Source organism: Pustulibacterium marinum, assembly GCF_900116665.1.
In the GTDB taxonomy this organism is placed as follows: domain Bacteria; phylum Bacteroidota; class Bacteroidia; order Flavobacteriales; family Flavobacteriaceae; genus Pustulibacterium; species Pustulibacterium marinum.
Genome location: NZ_FPBK01000001.1, coordinates 569,380 through 589,854, shown reverse-complemented (window position 1 = coordinate 589,854; position 20,475 = coordinate 569,380). Strand labels below are relative to the sequence as shown.

At 38.7% G+C, this 20,475-nt stretch carries 15 protein-coding genes; 2 read left to right on the top strand and 13 right to left on the bottom strand.

Annotated features, from left to right (window positions below):
* Positions 1-13 precede the first annotated feature (13 nt).
* Positions 14-5,728 (bottom strand): choice-of-anchor D domain-containing protein, encoded by a 5,715-nt coding sequence (locus tag BM383_RS02625; protein WP_218157904.1) that lies wholly within the window; start codon positions 5,726-5,728, stop codon positions 14-16.
* A gap of 109 nt (positions 5,729-5,837) precedes the next feature.
* Between BM383_RS02625 and BM383_RS02620 the strand changes: the two genes are divergently transcribed.
* Positions 5,838-6,305, top strand: a complete 468-nt coding sequence (locus tag BM383_RS02620; RefSeq protein WP_093022627.1) for a regulatory protein RecX — start codon at positions 5,838-5,840, stop codon at positions 6,303-6,305.
* Here the strand turns inward: BM383_RS02620 and BM383_RS02615 are convergent, their stop codons facing one another.
* On the bottom strand, positions 6,306-8,219 hold the full coding sequence (locus BM383_RS02615; RefSeq protein WP_093023422.1) for a mechanosensitive ion channel domain-containing protein: 1,914 nt from the start codon (positions 8,217-8,219) through the stop codon (positions 6,306-6,308). It abuts the gene before it with no gap.
* 76 nt (positions 8,220-8,295) lie between these two features.
* On the opposite strand from BM383_RS02615, the gene BM383_RS02610 reads away from it, so the two are divergent.
* Entirely contained in the window at positions 8,296-8,793 is a 498-nt protein-coding gene (locus tag BM383_RS02610) for a DUF456 domain-containing protein (RefSeq protein ID WP_093022625.1), read from the top strand.
* Here BM383_RS02610 and BM383_RS02605 read toward each other — a convergent pair.
* From BM383_RS02605 to BM383_RS02555, 11 genes are all read right to left on the bottom strand, one after another.
* On the bottom strand, positions 8,790-9,203 hold the full coding sequence (locus BM383_RS02605; RefSeq protein WP_093022622.1) for a DUF6691 family protein: 414 nt from the start codon (positions 9,201-9,203) through the stop codon (positions 8,790-8,792). The genes BM383_RS02610 and BM383_RS02605 overlap by 4 nt on opposite strands.
* 3 nt (positions 9,204-9,206) lie before the next feature.
* Complete coding sequence (locus BM383_RS02600; RefSeq protein ID WP_093022619.1) at positions 9,207-9,761, bottom strand: YeeE/YedE family protein; 555 nt, start codon at positions 9,759-9,761, stop codon at positions 9,207-9,209.
* A 73-nt stretch (positions 9,762-9,834) separates the two neighbouring features.
* Positions 9,835-10,023: a YgaP family membrane protein gene (locus BM383_RS02595; RefSeq protein ID WP_093022615.1), complete on the bottom strand. Its 189-nt coding sequence runs from the start codon at positions 10,021-10,023 to the stop codon at positions 9,835-9,837.
* Positions 10,020-10,337: a hypothetical protein gene (locus tag BM383_RS02590; RefSeq protein WP_177229055.1), complete on the bottom strand. Its 318-nt coding sequence runs from the start codon at positions 10,335-10,337 to the stop codon at positions 10,020-10,022. Before BM383_RS02590 ends, BM383_RS02595 begins: the two co-directional genes overlap by 4 nt.
* Positions 10,338-10,341: 4 nt before the next feature.
* Complete coding sequence (locus tag BM383_RS02585; RefSeq protein ID WP_093022609.1) at positions 10,342-13,536, bottom strand: efflux RND transporter permease subunit; 3,195 nt, start codon at positions 13,534-13,536, stop codon at positions 10,342-10,344.
* Positions 13,537-13,591: 55 nt separating this feature from the next.
* The gene (locus tag BM383_RS02580; RefSeq protein ID WP_093022606.1) at positions 13,592-14,722 is read right to left on the bottom strand and encodes an efflux RND transporter periplasmic adaptor subunit; all 1,131 of its coding nucleotides are present in this window, start codon (positions 14,720-14,722) and stop codon (positions 13,592-13,594) included.
* 4 nt (positions 14,723-14,726) lie between these two features.
* Positions 14,727-16,034: a TolC family protein gene (locus BM383_RS02575; RefSeq protein ID WP_093022603.1), complete on the bottom strand. Its 1,308-nt coding sequence runs from the start codon at positions 16,032-16,034 to the stop codon at positions 14,727-14,729.
* A 150-nt stretch (positions 16,035-16,184) separates the two neighbouring features.
* The gene (cydB, locus tag BM383_RS02570; RefSeq protein ID WP_093022601.1) at positions 16,185-17,261 is read right to left on the bottom strand and encodes a cytochrome d ubiquinol oxidase subunit II; all 1,077 of its coding nucleotides are present in this window, start codon (positions 17,259-17,261) and stop codon (positions 16,185-16,187) included.
* Positions 17,262-17,263: 2 nt separating this feature from the next.
* Positions 17,264-18,595 (bottom strand): cytochrome ubiquinol oxidase subunit I, encoded by a 1,332-nt coding sequence (locus tag BM383_RS02565; RefSeq protein ID WP_093022598.1) that lies wholly within the window; start codon positions 18,593-18,595, stop codon positions 17,264-17,266.
* A 170-nt stretch (positions 18,596-18,765) separates the two neighbouring features.
* A complete protein-coding gene (locus BM383_RS02560; protein ID WP_093022596.1) occupies positions 18,766-19,368 on the bottom strand; it encodes a class I SAM-dependent methyltransferase in 603 nt (200 codons plus the stop codon).
* A 9-nt stretch (positions 19,369-19,377) separates the two neighbouring features.
* Entirely contained in the window at positions 19,378-20,337 is a 960-nt protein-coding gene (locus tag BM383_RS02555) for a Tll0287-like domain-containing protein (protein ID WP_093022593.1), read from the bottom strand.
* Positions 20,338-20,475: the final 138 nt, after the last annotated feature.

The window sequence follows — 20,475 nt, the reverse complement described above, 5'->3', positions numbered from 1 at the left end:
TTTTAACTTATCATCATTCATATTGGAAGGTAACAAATTGCTGTTGACCTCCTACCAGTTGTACCGCCAGTACATAACTTCCCGATGCCAATTGCCCCGGCAAAGTGTATTGCAAACTTTCCAATGATTCAGATTGCCAAACCACTTTTCCCGAAATATCAAACAGCTGTAATTTTTCCATCATTACACGATCTGAAATCGCTTGATGCCCTTCACCAACCTTTACTACACGAACTTTATTGGTATCATCAAAACTCGTAGTATTCAAAGCTCCTGATACAAACTGTAATTGGAAACGATTATTTTCTATTCCCGGAAAGTTCATAGTAAAATTATATGGACTCGTTTTTAAATTGTGTATCACATTCAGATCAAGATCATTGAGATAGATTTCTTGTGAAGCATCTGTAAAAATTCCTTCCAAAGCTTCTATTCCAATCGCATAACTACCGGGTTGCGTAACCTTTACGCCCAACGGAACTACATCTGTATTTTGAAATGGCAACCCTCTCCCCTGGATAACTAAGTTTTGAGAATCTACTATGGAATATAATGCGTTCCCAGAGGTATTTACCAACGCATCATAATTGCCATCCCAATTATTTGTAGCTCCAGGAACATATCCTACCAAACAAGTAACTACATCCGTATTTTGAGCTAGTTGTAACCATATTTTGCCTTGTACTATGGTATCTAAATCCACTACTCTAAAAAATTGGTCATTATCAAAAGTCTCATTCCGCATCGCATTGGTAAACACAATAGTATCATTAACCGGTGCGGAATCTTTCAGTAGTACAAAAAAACCTTGTCCTGTAGCTATATTTCCGTCAAAAACACCGGGAATAGAACTTCCTGTTTGGTTGTGCACCAAATAATCTGCCGCATCATAATTATACATATACCCACTGTAAAAAGGATTTTCATTTTCCAAACTCAAACCCGAACCATGTGTCCAGATATATGCTACACCTTCTACATTGATATTTTGAGCAAAGAACGTATTCAAGTTGAGTGCCGACGGATATGGATTCCCAATAAGATTCCAGTTATCATCATTGGCATTTACCCAACTTCCGTAAGCTGACATATAATCGCTTCCAGAATAATTTCCCCTAGCCACCGGGGTGTTTACCGTTCCATTGAGAGGTATGCCTACTTTTGTTGCTGTAAACGTTTCCGTTGTTATGTTAGGAACTCGAATGGCATACCCTTTACCGGGAATCATGTTTCCCCCAGCTGATATCCATGTTCCATAATCTGGTGTAGTTTGCGTTGGCAACCACTGCCAAATAGCTGAAGCAGGTGTGCTGGGAGACAACGATGTAACGGCAAAATCAGCAACTGCAGCAGACCAATACACATAATCATATGGTTGCACGGTAGCCGTTCTTTGAACCGTGACCATTCCTTCATTGACCGCTGTAGCGTTCGTTTGCAATAAACTTCCACCACTTTCAATAGTTATGTCAGATGCCTCACCAGTATTCACTACTTTGTTCATTACCTTTAAAACTCCATCATTAGGCACCGTTAGCTGTGCTCCCGATGTGATGATGAGATTGCAAACATCGAGTGCGTCAATAGCTTCCGAAGGTAATGAACCGGAAATCCATGCACTCGTCAAACCATTGGGTACACCATTGCTCCAGTTACTGCCATCCCAAACAGTTTTAGGAAGCTCAATAGCTGTAGCTTGCGAATAGCGTTTGCAATTATCGCCCTCCTGAACGGTAGCATACAACTGATAACCATCTACATTCAACACATCGTGAACCATTAATGCATTGGTTTGCGCTCCACTAAACAATTCATTATCTGTAATAGCTTCCCAAGTGGTAGTTCCTGAATGCAGCATATACCAATGATAACTAAGCCCAGCCCCGCTTTCATACGCTTCGGAAGCAGACACAGTTAATGTTACGGATGCTTGACATTCATTTATAAATTCAGGATGTGCTATAATAACAGGAGCGGTTCCCAATGAAAAATCGTACCATCCTATAGTACTATAATCTACGTTGTCACAGTTATCATCATTCCAATCTACCACAGCCCAATCCGTTAGAGCAAAGGTGGTAGACGGAACAGTTGCTTGATAATTTCTTTGAAAGTTGGCTCCGCGATCACCTATACCCAAAGTATCGGCCCAAGTTGCATTTTGATACACTCCAAACACATCTACCAGCGTACCGGAAGCATCATACAACCCGATACAATCGTCTCCATTTTCAGTAAAATTAATACCGCCTAGCGTCGTATTGACCAAATCTGCATATAAATCATTATACATTCCTCCTGAAATAGCACACTGTGATTCTACAGCATCTTCCGGAGCTCCAATAGCCACCACAAAAGTCTCATTTTCGGCAATAATTCCTTCCGTAAGCCACAAACCATACGAAGATGTTTCGTTCCCGTTACTATAAAATCGAAGTCGATAATTAGTACTCGAAAAATCAATGGCACTTCCGGTTGCATTGTACAATTCTACATAGGTGAGGCTTCCAAACGGAGCATCGGTCACTTCACTAATGAATATATCCGAAACCGTAGCGGTACTGTCATATTCACAACCGGACACTATGGAATTCAAGACCGTAAAGGAAGTACTAAAAGAACACCCATTGGCCAATTCTACAATCATATTACCACTCTCGGCTGTTTCGGCGACAACTACCTTCAACTCATGATCTGATGTTGAGATCACATCCAAACCAACTGAATTCAAATACACCATTGCATCGGCAATATACTCCCCGGAAGTAATACGAACCACGGTATTTGCAGGACCTTCCGAAGGCCAAACAGTCCCTTCTGAAGTTGTACACACGCCCTTTCCTTCGATGACAAATGTATATGGGTTTGCATCAATATCATTACTACCAATGGTTACGGTTGCTGTTTGCGTTCCCGCATATTGCGGTTGGAAGGTTATGGTAAAATCAATATACGTATCTATATCTATTACTGCATTTTCTTCCATATCGATGGCAAATTGGCCTGTTTCATCTGTAACAGCTGCCGAAGTAATTTGTAATGCTGCGGTTCCTCCTTCGTTGGCTATTCTAAATGTTTTGGTTATGGTTTCTCCTAAAAGCGTTTCCGGAAACAGTGTATTGTTGGTAGCAATCGCATTGGTACTCCCATTACTAATCGTAGGATTACTACCAATAACCCCGCGGACCACCAATTCAGGTTGTGGTAAATACACTGTTGCTGCCAATTGGAAAGTAAATTCAGATTCATCTGCGTCGTTACTATGGATAACCAGCTGATCCGTAAAGTCGCCGGCATTTGCATTTTCAAAATAAATGGTCACGGTTAATGATGCTCCGGCGGCAATGGTTGTATCACTATAATCTACCGCAGTTTGAAACCCTTGTGAGCCGTCAATAAAAGTAATTTCTGAAATAAGTAATGCATCATCTCCTGTATTTTGTATTTCATAAGATTGCGTAAGCTGTTCATTTACCGCAGCAGTTCCTAAAAACGTACCGGTTGCTTCAGTTGTTTCTGTAGTTCCGTCAAGTATTTCTACACCATTTCCCAAAACAGCAATTTCCGGAGTGATTGCGGCAGTACTACAGAAAATATCCAACTCGTCTACATAAAGTGAACCACCTTCACGCTCTGTCATTTCCAACTTTAAATAATAACTTCCTGAAAGGTTTGCTGAAATAAAAAACAACTCGAAATCCTCTGATATTTCTTCAGTTGTAAAACTTTCTATGGTGAACCAATTTTCAGCATCTGAACTGTAAAAAAGTGTTAGCGTTTTTGCTGCTTCGCTAGAAGATCTTGCCAAGTAAAAAGAAACAACATCCGGATTTTCTATAGCTGTGTCGGTTAAGAGCACATCACCTTCCGCATTAAATCCTACTCCATCACCAACCACGCCCGCATTGCCATTTAAATACGTTCCGGTTCCTTCCCAATTTCCATAATCTGTATTAAAATCATCTTCTAAACAAGCTGCTGCACCCGTTGTAAAAGCTATATGCAAAGGAGCTTCGGTAGCATAAGCCGGTCCACCAAAGCACATTGCGTGGTTATATGGTAGAATGAAAAGCTGATAGACAGTATTTGCATTGAGGTTTGGAATGGTAAACAGGGTACTTTCTGAACTTTGCACTACCGTAGCTTCACCCAAAATAGTGTTTGGACTATATACGGTTCCATCCTCTGGCAGTGTAGTTAAATTTTCCAATGTACTCACTAAAACCAAATATCCATCTGCGGTGATTGCGGTTAATGTTCCACTTGCGGCATTTCCTGTAATGGTTCCTATGAGTGCATTGCTCACCTGACTCGTTGGTGCCTCACAAGAACCAATTCCTTCTCCTTGGACAGTAAATTGAAATGGATTCGTAACAGGATCATTAGTCATCAACTGAACGCTTGCCGAAGCAATGCCTTCACTCTCCGGCTCAAAGTTAACAGCAAATGTAGTCGTTTCATTAGGCTGTAAACTCAAGGTTTCCGGTATCGTTAAAGAAAAAGCTTCAGAAGAATCCTCATCTAATACTATCGAAGCAATATGCAAGATTTCAGTTCCCGCATTAGAAATTTGGAACACTTGAGAGGTTGTATTTCCAACAAGAATGGCTCCTAAATCAGTTCCGTCTTCAACGCTTGTTGCAGTACTATTAGAAGCAATAGGAATCGTATTTCCGCTCAGCGAAATTTGAGGAACTGCTGCCGAATAGCACGTCCAATTAATGTCATCTACAATGACCTGTTTGTTCGTAGCAGCTTGAATTTCTACCGTTACATTCCCTGAAATGTTGATATTGGATACCGTGAAAATATGCTCGTCTGTATCATCAAAAGCTTCCGACAGTCCAAAAGAAACTCCGTTTACGAATAATTCTACCTGTCGGTTGCCACTTCCTGTAAAACCTTTATACAGTTTCACCGAAAAATCCTTAATTCCACCACTAACTGCAGTACTCGCTAGCTTGCTACCATAACTACTGCCGCGTAACATTAAAGCCGGTAAATTGATACCGGAATTATTGGCATCATTATTCGCGTTTCTCGATTCTTTGTAGGTCCACGAGATGCCATTATCTCCTTCAAAAGAATTATCAGAATAACTTGCTGTGGCATTTGAATTAAGAAAAGATTCCGTACCACAATTTTCACTGGGCTCTTCAGAGGTTCCTATATCAAAATTACTGGTATCGAACGTAACTCCAGAGCCTGATGTAGTCCAATTTTCAATAGAATGAATTAGCGAAAAATACCCATCTGCATCAGCTCCCGTTCTTGTACCATCATAAGCAGCATCATCACTCCCCAAAATGAAGTAGTTTGAAAAATCATTTGGAAACGTACCAATATGACTCAGTTCCTTTCCTACTGCATGCAAAAAAGTAGTAACCGCCCCAACGGAAGTACCTTGATAAGCCAACAACCCATCTCCGGAATTTGCCAGACTGATATTACCATCTGAAGTAACTGTAAAAAGTGATGCATTGTTCAAACGTGTAATGACCGTACCTGCGACAATAGGCGCATCTGCAACAAAAACCAAGGTTCCTTCACCTGTCCCAATGGTAAAATCTCCCGAGGCTTCTTCATCTGTAAAATAAATAGTTGTACCAATTTCTAAATCTTGAAACGTAACAAACATAAAATCTTCATCACCAGTATCTAAACCAATGATCGCCAAATCACCTGCCTCTAACTCAGTTTGCGAAAAACTAAAAAGAGAAAATAACATTAAAAGACATGTAAATCTAAATCGCATAAGTTATTTTTGTTAATAGCCTATCAAAGTACTTTTTAGAAATACATCAAAACATCCCCATTTGTAGGGATTTTTCAAAAAAATGCAGAAAAATAGTTTTACCGTTACAGAAGCCCTTATAAAAATGCAACGCTATTGCGCGTATCAAGACCGTTGCCATAAGGAAGTGACCGATAAACTCTATCAAATGCGTATGATTCCGGAAGCCATAGACCATATTATTGGCCAATTGATTCAGGATAATTTTTTGAATGAAGAACGCTTTGCCCGAAGTTTTGCCAGAGGAAAATTTAAATACAAGAAATGGGGTCGCCGGCGTATTGTTCAGGAATTGAAACAACGCGAGATTTCAAAATTCATGATTGATATTGCTCTCAAAGAAATTTCTGAATACGATTACCTGAACACTTTCCATGAATTGGCTGAAAAGAGAAATCAGCAAATTTCTGAATCCAACAAATTAAAGCGGAAAAAGAAACTGGCTGATTACTTGCTATACCGAGGCTGGGAAAGCCATTTGGTCTACGAAAAAGTGAATGAGTTGGTGTGACTATTCTTTGGAATCGCTGTTCGCCTCTTCCTTATTCACATTTACATTGAATCCGGGCGTTTTATAATCTTTTGGTAAATAATCTTCTGGAATGGTAGTTTTGTTTCCATCACGTGCAGCACGGTAGTGTGGCGACAAAATTTCGATACCATTTTCGTTACACACATCTTGTATATGCTGGTGTAAATCTGAATAAATTTTTGCTTGTTTATTGGCTTCCCGAACATAGGCATTGATCTGGTAGGCTACATAAAAATCTTCTAAACTGGTTTGTAAAACGAAAGGTTTTGGCTCTTTCAGGATCAAATCAGTTCGTAATGCAGCTTCTATCAAGGTTTCATACATGAGTTTCCAAGGAATATCATAACCAATGGTCACGGTGGTATGAATAATCAATCCTTTTTCGGGTGCATCGCTACTGTAATTTATAGTGTGGCTATTCATTACGGTAGAATTCGGGATGGAAATAATCTCGTTTTTGGTAGTTCTAATTCGGGTTACCAACATATTCTTCTCGATAATATCTCCTGAAATATCTCCGATTTTCACACGATCACCAATTTTAAACAAACGCATATAGGTTAAAACGATTCCGGCAATAATGTTGGAAACGGAACCGGCTGAACCGAACGTAAACAAGAATCCTAAGAATACGGAAACACCTTTAAAAATATCTGAATCACTTCCTGGAATGTACGGGAATATCATCACAAACATAAAGGCATACAACAAAATTCTGACAATTTGATACGTTGGATTTGCCCAATCTGGATAAAAGCCCGGAATCTCTAATTTTCCTGTGGCAATTTCATTTTTAAAATATTTTACACCTTTGTTTAAATACCTAAAAACAATCACGGTTACGGTAATGGTTATCAGGTTGGGCAGGTAATTCCAAAAGCCCATAAAAATACCTTTGACAGGATTTAGTGTATAGTTGAAAATGGTTTCCGCAAAATTTTGTGTCCATGGAAAAATTCCAAAAAGGATGGGCAACGTAAGATACATAACCATGATAATGAAAAGCCATTTCACAACTTTGTTGGCTATCAACAAGGCTTGTACCTGACTGTCGGAATCTAACAGTACATAATCTTTTATTTTGATCCCATGCAATTTATACCCTTCTAACATGTGAATTTTCAAAGCTGTCCAGCGGAACAATTTATTGGAATATTTAATAATCAAAATCATGATTACCAATACCAAAACAGCCAACGCTATTTCTTTTACCAACGTAACAACACTGGTTTCTGACCGGTATCGTACCACCTCATCGGTAATAATTTTTTGATAGGAATTGGCTAGAGCAATTTTGGAAGTACTGTTCCAAAGCGCATCATTTTCTGATACACTCATCAAAATGGTTTCATTGATACGCAAATCCACAGGATCGTCTCCAACAATCTTGATGGACGTAGCATCAAACTTAAATTGATCTGATAAATTTTTGATGCGTTTGGTGATAGCACTTGCTCTGTCCGAAGCTGAAAAACTTCCTAATCGGCTATAGATTACAAACAACGTATCTTTAAAAAAACCTGTAACAGGATATGATTTGGAAGACGCCCTCAACACATCGATCTCTGCTTTTTTCTGAGCCAATCGTTGTGCTTCTTGATTGTTCAGCATTTGCAATTGCTGTTCTAATTCCTCCTTCTTTAAGTTATCGGTGGTTTTTAATGCGGCAATCTGTGCTTCTAACTGTGCTTTTTTAATAGAATCGGCTACACGTTGTGCTTCGATCCTAGCTATTTTTTCGTTATACGAATTTAGCATCACGGTATTCACAGAATCGGCTTGGCGAACGAGTCGTAAACTATCTATCTGAATACTATCATTTTGTGCAAAAGAAAATTGCGCCAATAAGAGAGTTAAAAAAAATGTTGTAACTATTTGGCAATACTTTGACATATAATTATTGAAATTTGGTTTGGCATCTTCTAAATTTACGAAGATTCTGAATTCTACAGCCAATATACATATTTGAATGGATTTAATACTATTACTTCTTGCAGCAGGATGTTTATTTATGGGAATCTTGGGAAGCGTACTCCCTGTGTTACCCGGACCGGGATTAAGTTGGGTTGGACTGTTATTGATGTACCTTACCAAAACCATTGAAACCAATTGGTGGGTGTTGAGTATTACGTTTGCAATAGTGGTACTCATTACCGTTTTAGATTACGTAATTCCTTCCTACGGAACTAAAAAATATGGTGGAACCAAATGGGGTGTTTTTGGAACTACTGTAGGGCTTATTGTTGGGCTTTTAGCGCCTATTCCGTTTGGAGTGATTATTGGTCCATTTTTGGGTGCTTTTGTAGGTGAATTGATTGGAAAAGCAACTCCCAGTAAGGCACTGAAAGCCGCATGGGGTTCATTCATGGGCTTTCTGGCTTCTACGTTTATACAATTTGTCATCACCGCTGTTTACCTTGGAATTTTCATCAAAGTAGTGTGGGATTACAAAGAACAATTATTTTAATGAGGTAGTTTATCGCGTAATACTCCGTAAATATAAGTACCTATTAAAGCACCGATAAAAACAATAAGCATTGGAACAAAACCTGCGCCTATCATTACAAAAATAGGCCCAGGACAAGCACCAACCAGCGCCCAACCCAATCCAAAAATGATTCCGCCTACCATATAACGCGTAAATGATTTTTCTTTTGGAGCTATTTTGATAGGCTCACCGTCTACCGATTTGATATTGAAACGCTTGATGAGTTGCACAAATAGAATTCCAAATCCCACGGCTACTCCCATGATTCCGTACATATGAATACTTTCGAAACGGAACATTTCATATATTCTGAACCAAGAAGCAGCTTCAGACTTGTACATGATAATTCCAAAAACAATTCCTATGATTAACAATACGATTCTCTTCATCCTCTAAAAAATTAATGGGTATAACAAATGCACCATTATCAATCCGCCAATAAAAAAGCCTATTACCGCAATTAAAGAAGGTAATTGCAGGTTACTCAAACCAGAAATGGCATGACCAGAAGTACAACCACCGGCGTAACGCGTACCAAAACCAATTAACAAACCACCTCCTAAAAGAATGGCAATAGTTTTCAGGTTCATTACATTATCTAGACTGAACAACTCTTGTGGTAAATAAGCGTTGTTTTCTGAAATTCCTAAACTGTCTAAAGAAGCACGAGTTGCTTCGCTAATATCGGGCATACTTCCGTCTGAAAGAAAGTGAGCTCCAATATAACCGCCAATCACAGCGCCAAGCACTACAATTAAATTCCAACTATCTGCTTTCCAATCGAAATTAAAAAAAGAAGTCTTTTTTCCTGCACCACAAATTGTACACATGGTTCTAAGGTTGGAAGACATTCCGAATTTTTTTCCAAGCAGCAATAACACAAACATGGTTAATGCAATTAAAAAGCCTGAGATATACCAAGGCCAAGGTTTAAAAAGAAAATCCATACCTAAAATTTAAGCCGCAAAAATACACGGATAAATTTAGGTATGGAAATCCTGTTTGTGACAAACCTGCCTTTTAGTCTTTTATTTTGAAAACTTTAGCAAGAATGTCATCCATCAAACACCATTTGGTTAACGATGATTGCAATAGATTTACCCCCACAAATGCGGTAAACCACAACCAGTTTATATTTACATAGATAGCTAGGATAAGACTGAGTAGTATAAATGTTCCTGCTATTCCTCTAACAATTCTATTTTTCATGAGTTTAGTGTATTTGTTTTTTCAATAGGTACTTGTACAGCATGTACTTTGGTGATAAAATCTTGTGATGCGTTGAAATCATCTATCATGTTCATCAACTGTTCAATTTGACTTTCATAAGCAAACGCATAACACATGATAGAATCGTTAGCAATCATTTCACCCGCAAACCAGTTTCCTTCGATATCACTATTGGAAACATCTTTATATCCTGTTACGTTCTGACAAGAAAAGGCTTGCACTCCGGCTTTTTTCAAGATCAACTTGATGTCTGTCGAGAATTCCGTAATGGCTGTTATTATGACTAATTTCATCATCTTACTTGTGGTTTTTACGTTCTATTAAATAATACACTAATGGCACAACCAATAGGGTTAACACTGTAGAAGCTATCGTTCCGCCCATTAATGAAATAGCTAATCCTTGGAAAATTGGATCGAATAGGATTACGAAGGCTCCAATCACTACCGTACCGGCTGTTAATAAAATTGGGGTTGTACGTACCGCTCCAGCTTCTATCACGGCTTGTTTTAAAGGAATTCCTTCAGCTACTCTTAAGTTGACAAAGTCGATAAGCAATACCGAATTCCGTACCATAATTCCGGCAAGAGCAATCATTCCGATGAAAGACGTTGCGGTAAAGAAAGCTCCCAATAACCAGTGACCTACAACAATACCAACCATAGATAACGGAATGGCTACCATCATGACAACAGGTGCTTTAAAGTTTTGGAACCAACCCACAATCAACATATAGATGATGACAATCACACCCAAGAATGCAATTCCTAAATCGCGGAATACTTCTAACGTAATTTGCCATTCACCATCCCACTTCACAGTGTAGTTATCTTGAAATTCTGGTTGCTGAATGTACAACTCATCCATTTGATAACCTTCTGGCAGTTTGATTTGTTGTAGTTTATCCGACATTCCTAAAATTGCATACACAGGACTTTCCAACTCTCCAGCCATATCTGCCATCACGTACACTACGCGTTTTTGATTTTTACGGTAAATACTTTTGGCTAACGTATGTTCTTTCACTGCTACCAAATCGGTTACAGGAATCATTTGTCCTTGTTGCGATTTGATTTTTAACTGAAGAATATCATTCAAATTCGATTTTTCTTTCTCATCCAACGCCAAGACTACACCTACTTGCTTCACTGAATTTTCATCGTACAATTGCGTTACGGGTCTTTCTCCCAAAGCCATATTCATGGTGTACACTACTTGCTGCGGTGCAATACCGTACAACATGGCTTTCTCTTTGTCTACTACAAAATCATATTCGGTTTGAGGATCTTCCACTCGCCAATCTACATCCACAACATCTGCTGTAGTATTCAGAATACTATCTACCGCAGCAGCTACTTTAATTTGCTCGTCATAATCAGGTCCGTACACTTCTGCAACAATGGTAGACAATACCGGAGGTCCTGGTGGTACTTCTACAATTTTTACATTCGCATTGTATTTTTTGGCGATCTTTTGAATTTCCGGACGGAATACTTTGGCAATATCATGACTTTGTTCGTCACGGTCGTGCTTATCAGTTAAATTCACCTGAATATCTGCTACACTTCCACCAGTTCTCATATCGTAATGACGTACCAATCCGTTAAAAGTAATTGGCGATGCCGTACCCACATAACTTTGGTAATTCACCACTTCTGGTCTGCTGGCAATGTATTGCGAAATCTCTTTGGCAACCACTTCAGTCCTTTCCAACGTAGTTCCTTCCGGCATATCTATCACCACCTGAAATTCATTCTTATTATCAAAAGGCAACATTTTTACAGCAACCGATTTGGTAAAGAACATCCCCACAGAACCAATCAACATGGCAAAAGTGATTCCTAAAAATAACCAACGTTTCTTTGGACTTTCAATTAAAGGCGTTTCAAACTTGGCATACATTTTATAAATCCAGGTATCCTCCATTTTCTTAGGCTCTTTTGCTTCGCCACCTTTTTTCTCTTTTTCTCTTAAAAAGATGTATCCTAAATACGGTGTGATAGTCAATGCTACGAACAACGACAACAACATGGCGATAGATGCTCCAATTGGCATTGGCGACATGTATGGCCCCATCAATCCACTTACAAATGCCATTGGCAATACCGATGCAATCACCGTGAAAGTTGCCAAAATGGTTGGGTTTCCTACTTCGTTAATTGCATACAAGGCTGCTTGCTTAAACGGCAGTCGCTTCATTTTAAAGTGGCGGTGCATGTTTTCGGCAATGATAATGGAATCATCTACCACAATACCGGTTACAAATACCAAGGCAAATAAGGTAATTCGGTTCAGTGTATAATCGAGCATGTAGTAACTTAACAAGGTTAAAGCAAAAGTAATTGGCACTGATAAAAATACGACCAAACCACCTCTCCAGCCCATAGCTAGCATTACTACAAAAGTTACCGCTACAATGGCACCGATTAAGTGCATTAACAATTCGGATACTTTTTGAGAAGCTGTTTCACCGTAGTTACGTGTTACTTCTACATGAACATCATCTGGAATTAATGTTTTTTCTAAATGCTCAACTTTTGCAAGAATCACATCAGAAATTTTCATGGCATCGGCTCCTTTTCTTTTGGCAACCGAAATGGTTACCGCAGGATATTCCGAACGGAAATCGCCCGCTTTTTCACTCGCCTGACCAAATCCTAACGAAACATATTCTTTTGGTAATTCTGGTCCGTCAACTACCGTAGCCACTTGCTTTAGATAGACTGGTTGATTTTGATTGACACCAACCACTAAGTTTTCAACATCGGTAGCCGACTCTAAAAACTTTCCGGTGTTTACCAAAAACTCCGTATCGTTCTTCGTAAAACTCCCGGCACTCATTTGCTGGTTATTGGCTTTGATCATTTCAGAAACCGATAGAAAATCAAGTCCGCTTTCTGCTAACTTCGCTTTGTCTACAATTACACGAAGCTGACGATTTCTTCCTCCAATCACCTGCGTTACCGCAACATCGTTCACTTCCTTGATTTCTTCATCTAGCTCTTCTGCTATTTGTTTTAATTGGTAATCGCTGTAGTTTTCGCTCCAAAGCGTAATCCCCAACATCGGTACATCGTCAATCGCTCTGGTTTTTACCAACGGCATGGTTACGCCTTGCGGCATTTCGTCCATGTGTTTGTAAATCTCATTGTATAATTTTACAAACGAACGCTCTATATCTTCGCCCACATAAAACTGAACAATCACCATTCCCTGCTCTTTCATCGAGGTAGAATACACATACTCTACACCCGGAATATTCGAAATTAATTTCTCTAAGGGTTTGATGGCTCTCGACTCAACTTCTGTTGGACTTGCCCCTGGATATCCTACAAAGATATCGGCCATGGGCACATCTATTTGCGGCTCTTCTTCACGCGGAATCAAAAACGAACTGTACACTCCGATCACCATAAAAACGATCATCAAGAGTACGGTAAGCTTCGATGTCATAAAGCCTTTGGCTATTTTACCTGCTAAACCTTCTTTCATAATTGTAATCCCCTTTTTATTTCCCCAAAGGGAAAAAATTGTATCAGGACGTTTTTTAGTTAATACTCGTTTTATGGGTTTGTGCTTCTTTCCCTTGGGGAAGGATTGAGGATGGGCTTAATGGAACTCCGTTATATAATTTTCCTTCTGCATTGAGAATATAGGCTTCACCAGTTGTTAATCCAGATAGTACAGCCACTTTATCTCCAAAGGTTTCTCCTAAACGCACCCAACGTAAAATAGCGGTGTTCTTTTCGCTTACCGTGTAAATTCCGGTTAATTGTCCGCGGTGTACCAAAGCATTGGTTGGCACATACACTGTTGTTGCATTTTTTTGAGCAGTTGCTACCGGAAATTGCACCGTAGTGTACATCCCGGAAAGTACATTTTCATCTTCCGTATTCAAATCAATTTTCACCAAAAACTGACCCCCAGTATTGCTAGCAGACGGACTCACTTCTGAAACAATCCCTGCAACCGATTTGTTGATAGACTTTACCAACACGGCTACTTTCATCCCAGCTGTAATCTGATCAATTTGAGATTCCGGCACGCCTGCCGTCACTTGTAATTTTGAAGGAGCTTCTACACTTACCAACGGCATTCCTGGGTTTGCCATATCGCCTTCTTTTACAAATTTGTTGGTCACCACTCCGGCAAACGGTGCAGTAATATTCACATACTTAAATTGCGCTTGCACTTCGTTCTTCATTTGCTTGGCAGCGTTCAATTGTGCTTGGGCAACTTCGTAACGAGATGTCATATTATCTAACTCCTTTTGAGATGCACTGTTCTCTGCAAACAAGGCTTTGAAACGCTCATAATCTTTTTTTGCATTGTCAAATCCGGCTTGTGCTTGTACTACACCAGCTTCGGCTTGCGCTTTTTTGGCTTGTAAATCGCTGTTGTTAATCGCTACTAGTAACTGTCCTTTTTGCACTTGGTCACCTACTTTTACGTTCACGCTATTGACATAGCCCATCATACGAGTACTTAAATTAGCACTTTGGGCGGCTTCTACCTTACCACTAGCGGTTATGTAATTGCTATTACTAGCTCCTTCAGTGGTGGCTACCGTCACTGCAATTGGACTCGCCGGTGTATTTTCAACTGGCTTTTTATCATCGCCACAACTTGTTAATTGTAACATTGCTATGGCTAAAAGGATTCTATAAAACTGTTTCATCTTGTTATTTCGTTAAAAATTGAATGTATGCTTTGGTGGTATTGTATTCAAAAACGGCTTGTAGATACGCTAATTCTTTCTGAATCATTTGGGTTTCGGTATGCAACAAATCGGTTGTTTTTTCTAGTCCTTCTTCAAAACGATTGTGAAGAATTCTGTAAGCTTCTGTGCTTTCTTCCCAAGATTGTTTGGCTAGTTGCACTTGGTTTTCTGCATCTTGTAATTGGCGATTGACCTTGTTCAATTCCAATTGACTTTTCGCTTTGTATGCTTCCGTTTCTAAAACTGCCTTTTCATATTCTGCTTTGGCTTTTTTAGACTTCCCAAGGGTTTTATATCCGTCAAAAACATCCCAAGATAATTGCGCCCCTACGGTATAACCTTGAGCTCCGGTTTGAAACAAATGATCATCGTATAATTCATAACTCCCAAAAGCATTCAAACGTGGTAACATTCCAGTTTTACCAGATTTCATCATGCTCTTATAAGCTTCTGTTGACAAATCCATTGCCTGAATATCCTTTCTATTTTCTGAAAGTGAAGTGTTCGCATCAAAAAACGTCACCGTTCCTTCAATCATTGTCTCAGGTTTGTAGATTACATTCGTTGCTTCACCCATTAAATAAGACAAATAATCCGATGCATTTTGCACATTACTCTTGGCGTATTGCAATTGGTTTTGCACTTCTTTGGCACGTACTTTTACCGAAAGCACATCGGTTACTTGCACCAAACCTTGATTGTTATAATCATTGATCAACTTCAGATTGGCATTTACCGTTTGTTGTGCTTCCTCTAAGACTGCTACGGCTTTGTAGGCCAATTGCAACTGCATATAGGCTTTCACGGCTTCGAACTCTAAATACTCTTGGGTTCGTTCGGCTTGTAACGCAAACGCATCCATTTTGGCTTTAGCAGCTTGACGACCGTACATTCCGTCTACATTGATAATAGGTTGCAACACTTCGATCTTAGTAGCAAAGTTTTTAGTTTGATCGGGATCATTCAACAATGCCGGATTAAAATCGGATTGTGTTAAGATTTCCTGATTCAATTTAGATCCAAATGCCATTAATGGATTGGTAGTAAACATAGCGGTGTGCGATACCGATACCGATGGCAACCAAACAGCATTGGATTGTTGATGATCTCCTTTCGCGGCTTCGTATTCTTGTTGTTTAATTAGAAGTTGTGTGTTCCCCGATTGTATTTTTTCGGTGATCGTAGCCTGCGAAATCAATAATGTATCTTGTGCATAACTTTGTAAAGTTATCAGCAGAAGAACTAAAACTAAAAGGCTCTTATTTCTCATAAATATGACTTACGATTTTATTTGAGACAAAAGTAATCGCAAGCCCTATGTGAGTCAGTAACCAGTGTTACGGTGCTGTGTAACATTTGATACACAAAAAAAAAGCAGCTCCTGTGGAGCTACTTTTGTAAATATATTTTAAAAACTCTATTAATGTTCACCATAGCCAACATCATCCATTTTTCCTTTAAATACTTTGTGTTGGATAAAGAAATAAACACCTACCAAAATCGCGGCTACAATAAACCATATTACGCCTACGCCTAGTCCGTATTCATGTGCTGCAACATTGTACACGGTGAGCGACGGATTTACATCGTTCGTTGAAGGCAATAAATTTGGAAAAATAGAAGCCGCCGTACTGGCAAAACCACCAAACAGGAACAAACTAGAACATAAAAACCCTGTAATATCCTTTTTGAAAGTTTGTACACGAAACAATCCTCCAAAACCAATGGCTGTCATCAATGGAAAAATCCATAACCAAGGATGTTCCAGAAAATTTCTAAATGGATTTGGATCTATGATATGCCAAACACTTAGTGATACAATGATTAACGCTAGTAACACAAAATTCAATCTAAAAACTGTTTTCTTAAGTTTCGAATTGATAGCGGCATTCGTTTTAAAAATGATCCAATTGGCTCCATGCATGGTTAAAATCACAACAGCAATAATTCCTAATAGAATGGTAAACCAATCTATAATCCCTTGATGTTCTGCCATAGGATCAAATGTTGGGTTCCACAGTGGTAAAAAGAAATAATGTGGTTCGTGAGCCGATACTCCGTTTTCTACCATTCCTAAATTTACACCTCGTACTACATTGCCTAAGGCAATACCAAAAAATAAGGCTAGCAATAAGCTTGCTATACCAAAGGCTTTATCCCAAATACGCTCCCACATACGGTTGTGTACTTGTCCGCGTAACTCTAACCCTATGGCACGAAAAATCAACAACCATAAAATCATTATCAGCGGTAAATAAAATCCGCTAAACGATGATGCGTATAAGGTAGGAAAAGCAAAAAACAACACTCCTCCAGAGGCAATTAGCCAAACTTCGTTTGCATCCCAAAACGGACCAATAGCACTAGTAATTGCTTTTTTATCTTTTTCTGTTTTTCCGAAGAATAAATGTATAATTCCTGCTCCAAAATCATAACCATCTAAAATGACATACATGGCTAGCATAAACATTAAAACGAGATACCAAAATAACTCCATAACTAGTGTTTTACAGGGTGTGGCCCTTTGTTAATAATTTTACCTACCAAGATGAGAAACAACATCCCTAATAATAAATACAAGCCTACAAAACCAAGCAAGGTAAATAAGGTATTACCAGAAGATACGGTTGGCGATGCTCCTTCGGTAGTGCGTAACAAATTGTACACCAACCAAGGTTGTCTACCCAACTCGGCAGTATACCAACCCATAGTATTGGCTATGTACGGGAAAGGTATCATAAACATCAATATCCATAAAATCCAATGGGTTTTGTATAGTTTTTTTCTGAAAAGGAAAAAGCTTGCTACAGCCATTAACCCAATAAAAATAGTACCCAAGCCCACCATAATATGATAACCATAGTACAGCCCAGGAATATTGGTTGGGTAATTCTCTTCTTCAAACTCATTCAATCCTTTTACGGTTTGATCCCAGTTTTGATAGGTTAAAAAGCTCAGTACATTAGGCACGGCTATTTTATTATCTAATTTTTTATCTTGAATATTAGGCTGACCAATCAATACAATTTCTGAACCACCTTCCTCAGTTTCAAAAATACCTTCCATAGCAGCAAAAGTAATCGGTTGATGTTTTACCACATTTTTAGCTGTTAAATCTCCCGTTGGAAATGCCACTAACACAGAAGAAATCAACCCGAAAACAACACCAGTTTTTACAAATAGTTGACCAAACTGACTGTGTTTGTTGTTCAATAAATAAAAAGCTCCAATGGCGGCCACCACAAAAGAACTGGTAACCACCGATGCCATTTGATTGTGCAAAAACGAAGGCCACAACCAAGGATTAGAAAACAGTGCTCCAAAATTATTCAGCACAAACTTACCGTTAGCCAATATCTCATAACCTACTGGATTTTGCATCCAGGAGTGGGTTGCTATAATTAAAAAACCACTAGCCCAAGACCCCAGAAATACTAGAAAGCCTGTTACAAAGTGTAATTTATGCCCCAATAATTTTTCACCAAAAAGAAACAATCCTAAGAAAGATGATTCTAAAAAGAACGAAAACATTCCTTCCATAGCGAGGGTCTGACCAATAATTCCTCCGGTTAACTCAGAAAACTTTGCCCAGTTGGTCCCAAATTGAAATTCCATTGGAATTCCGGTAACTACACCCATAGCAAAATTGAGCGCAAAGATTTTCATCCAAAACTTGGCAGCGTCATTGTATTTTTCGTCTTTCGATCGTAGAAATTTCCATTTGAAATAGACAATCATCAGGGACAAACCCATGGTTAATTGTGGAAAGAGGTAGTGAAATGTAATGGTGAAGGCAAATTGGATCCTATCATAAAAAAGCATGTCCTCCATAATGCAGTTTGTGTTGTGTTTAATATTGCTTCAAAATTAACCAACGCAACGCAGTTTATCTGTCATATTTGTTACAAATTTTGAAAATTAACATTCAAGAACATTACGAATTTTACAACTGAAATATGAACAATTATATTTTATTCAAAACCAAAAAATCTAAAGCGCTATTATTCGCTTTTAATTCCTACGAACCTCACTACACTTCCTTTTCCTATGTGGTACAAGCCTTCTTCTAAATCTATGATGTGCGTTCCTATTTCTTTAAAAGTAAAGTCTGGAAATAATTCTGGAATTTCTTCTTCGGAAAACAGCATCGCTTCGTTTTTTGGTCCGCCAGAAGTATACTGTAATTGATCTTTGGCGAAAGCTTCAAAAATGACAATTCCTCCCGGTTTTAAAGATTTACATAACTTATGAAAACCTTCCTTTCTAATATCGGCTGGAAAATGTGCGTAAATCAAAATAAGTCCGTCAAAAATAGCTTCCGGATAAGTAATGTGTTTTAAATTCTTCAATTCATAACGAATTTTGACTCCCAACTTATCAGCTAACTGCAATGCTTTTTCTTTGCCCGAAATACTCATATCAAAAGCCTCCACTTCAAAACCTTTGGTGGCGGCATACACTGCATTTCTTCCCTCGCCTTCTGCCGGAAATAATACTTTTCCGCCTTCAGCAATTTCACTTAATTTTTCCTCTACATACACATTTGGCGTTTCGCCATACGCAAATGCTTCCGCAGCATAGCGCTCATTCCAAAATTCTTTCATCAATAATTCTTATTGTTTATCAAAAGTAATACTCCAAATTCCTCTCACTTCATTTTCAGAATAGCCTATAGCTTTATCCATTGGGTACAATTCTGGTAACTTCATTCTAACTTCCGGAGCCATGGTTGCTTCGGTTCCGTGACATTTTAAACACATAGCATTGGTTACAATAGGCGCATAGAAATGAACGGAATCTCCTTCTTCCTTTACAATAGGCTTCACTTTTTCACCAGCTGCAACTATTTTCTGAAATTCGTTGATATACCCAACTTCTTCTGTATTGGCCGCATTAACCGGATTTCTATTTTTATCAGAAACTCTTTTAATGGTAGCATTGTATTTTGTAGCCATGCTATCTGTCAGCGGTAACGCTTGCACATTACAAAACGTCAAAGCAGCCACAGGACTTTCTTGTTGCATTTTTCCCATGAGGTTTTTACCCAATACTTTTTTGGTTTCTAAAGCATAGTTCATTCCTATTTCAGCATAACTTTTCTCGTCTGTTTTAGTTTGAAATACTTTTCCTTCTTGTTCAAAATTTCCGGAATGTTTCTCTTGGTAGTGCTCGGCAAACCATTCTGGAGATTCCAATTGATAATCGTACATAAAAGCTGCCATCATAGACAATTCTTCTTTTGAAAATTGCTGATACGGCATGACTCCAAATCTTTTCACAGCGCCTCTCATTTTCGCATTTCCTTCTGAAGGTTCATTCACAAAAGCCGAAATCGCCTGTATAAATTCTTCTTTAGAATTGGCTTCTTTTAGATAACGCGTTTTTACCGCAACCATGGGTGGTGCAATTCGGCCTGAATCATGCTCCGCAGTTACGCTATGACCTACGTAACATTTTTGAGTCAACAAGGCATGTGCTTCTTCTGGCTTGTAAGCCTCTGTAACCTCTTTCTTTTCAGGATCACTTTTACAGCCTACTAAAACTATCAACAAAAGTGTGTAAAGTATTCTCATGTTTTTGTTTTAAAATTACGGCTTTCCAAAGCTATTTGTGTAACCAAGGTTACTTAAACAGTGGTAATACTCCTAATTTGTATTTAATTTTAATAGACATTTAGGATTTAGGAAATACACCATTTTATAAATTTGTAC

Bases quoted from the DNA above. Each gene is read 5' to 3' on its own strand.
- BM383_RS02615 (WP_093023422.1), bottom strand. From the start codon at position 8,219: ATGTCAAAGTATTGCCAAATAGTTACAACATTTTTTTTAACTCTCTTA.
- BM383_RS02590 (WP_177229055.1), bottom strand. From the start codon at position 10,337: ATGAAATTAGTCATAATAACAGCCATTACGGAATTCTCGACAGACATC.
- BM383_RS02625 (WP_218157904.1), bottom strand. From the start codon at position 5,728: ATGTTATTTTCTCTTTTTAGTTTTTCGCAAACTGAGTTAGAGGCAGGT.
- BM383_RS02555 (WP_093022593.1), bottom strand. From the start codon at position 20,337: ATGAGAATACTTTACACACTTTTGTTGATAGTTTTAGTAGGCTGTAAA.
- BM383_RS02605 (WP_093022622.1), bottom strand. From the start codon at position 9,203: ATGAAGAGAATCGTATTGTTAATCATAGGAATTGTTTTTGGAATTATC.
- BM383_RS02620 (WP_093022627.1), top strand. From the start codon at position 5,838: ATGCAGAAAAATAGTTTTACCGTTACAGAAGCCCTTATAAAAATGCAA.
- cydB (WP_093022601.1), bottom strand. From the start codon at position 17,261: ATGGAGTTATTTTGGTATCTCGTTTTAATGTTTATGCTAGCCATGTAT.
- BM383_RS02580 (WP_093022606.1), bottom strand. From the start codon at position 14,722: ATGAAACAGTTTTATAGAATCCTTTTAGCCATAGCAATGTTACAATTA.
- BM383_RS02610 (WP_093022625.1), top strand. From the start codon at position 8,296: ATGGATTTAATACTATTACTTCTTGCAGCAGGATGTTTATTTATGGGA.
- BM383_RS02600 (WP_093022619.1), bottom strand. From the start codon at position 9,761: ATGGATTTTCTTTTTAAACCTTGGCCTTGGTATATCTCAGGCTTTTTA.
- BM383_RS02560 (WP_093022596.1), bottom strand. From the start codon at position 19,368: ATGAAAGAATTTTGGAATGAGCGCTATGCTGCGGAAGCATTTGCGTAT.
- BM383_RS02595 (WP_093022615.1), bottom strand. From the start codon at position 10,023: ATGAAAAATAGAATTGTTAGAGGAATAGCAGGAACATTTATACTACTC.
- BM383_RS02585 (WP_093022609.1), bottom strand. From the start codon at position 13,536: ATGAAAGAAGGTTTAGCAGGTAAAATAGCCAAAGGCTTTATGACATCG.
- BM383_RS02565 (WP_093022598.1), bottom strand. From the start codon at position 18,595: ATGGAGGACATGCTTTTTTATGATAGGATCCAATTTGCCTTCACCATT.
- BM383_RS02575 (WP_093022603.1), bottom strand. From the start codon at position 16,034: ATGAGAAATAAGAGCCTTTTAGTTTTAGTTCTTCTGCTGATAACTTTA.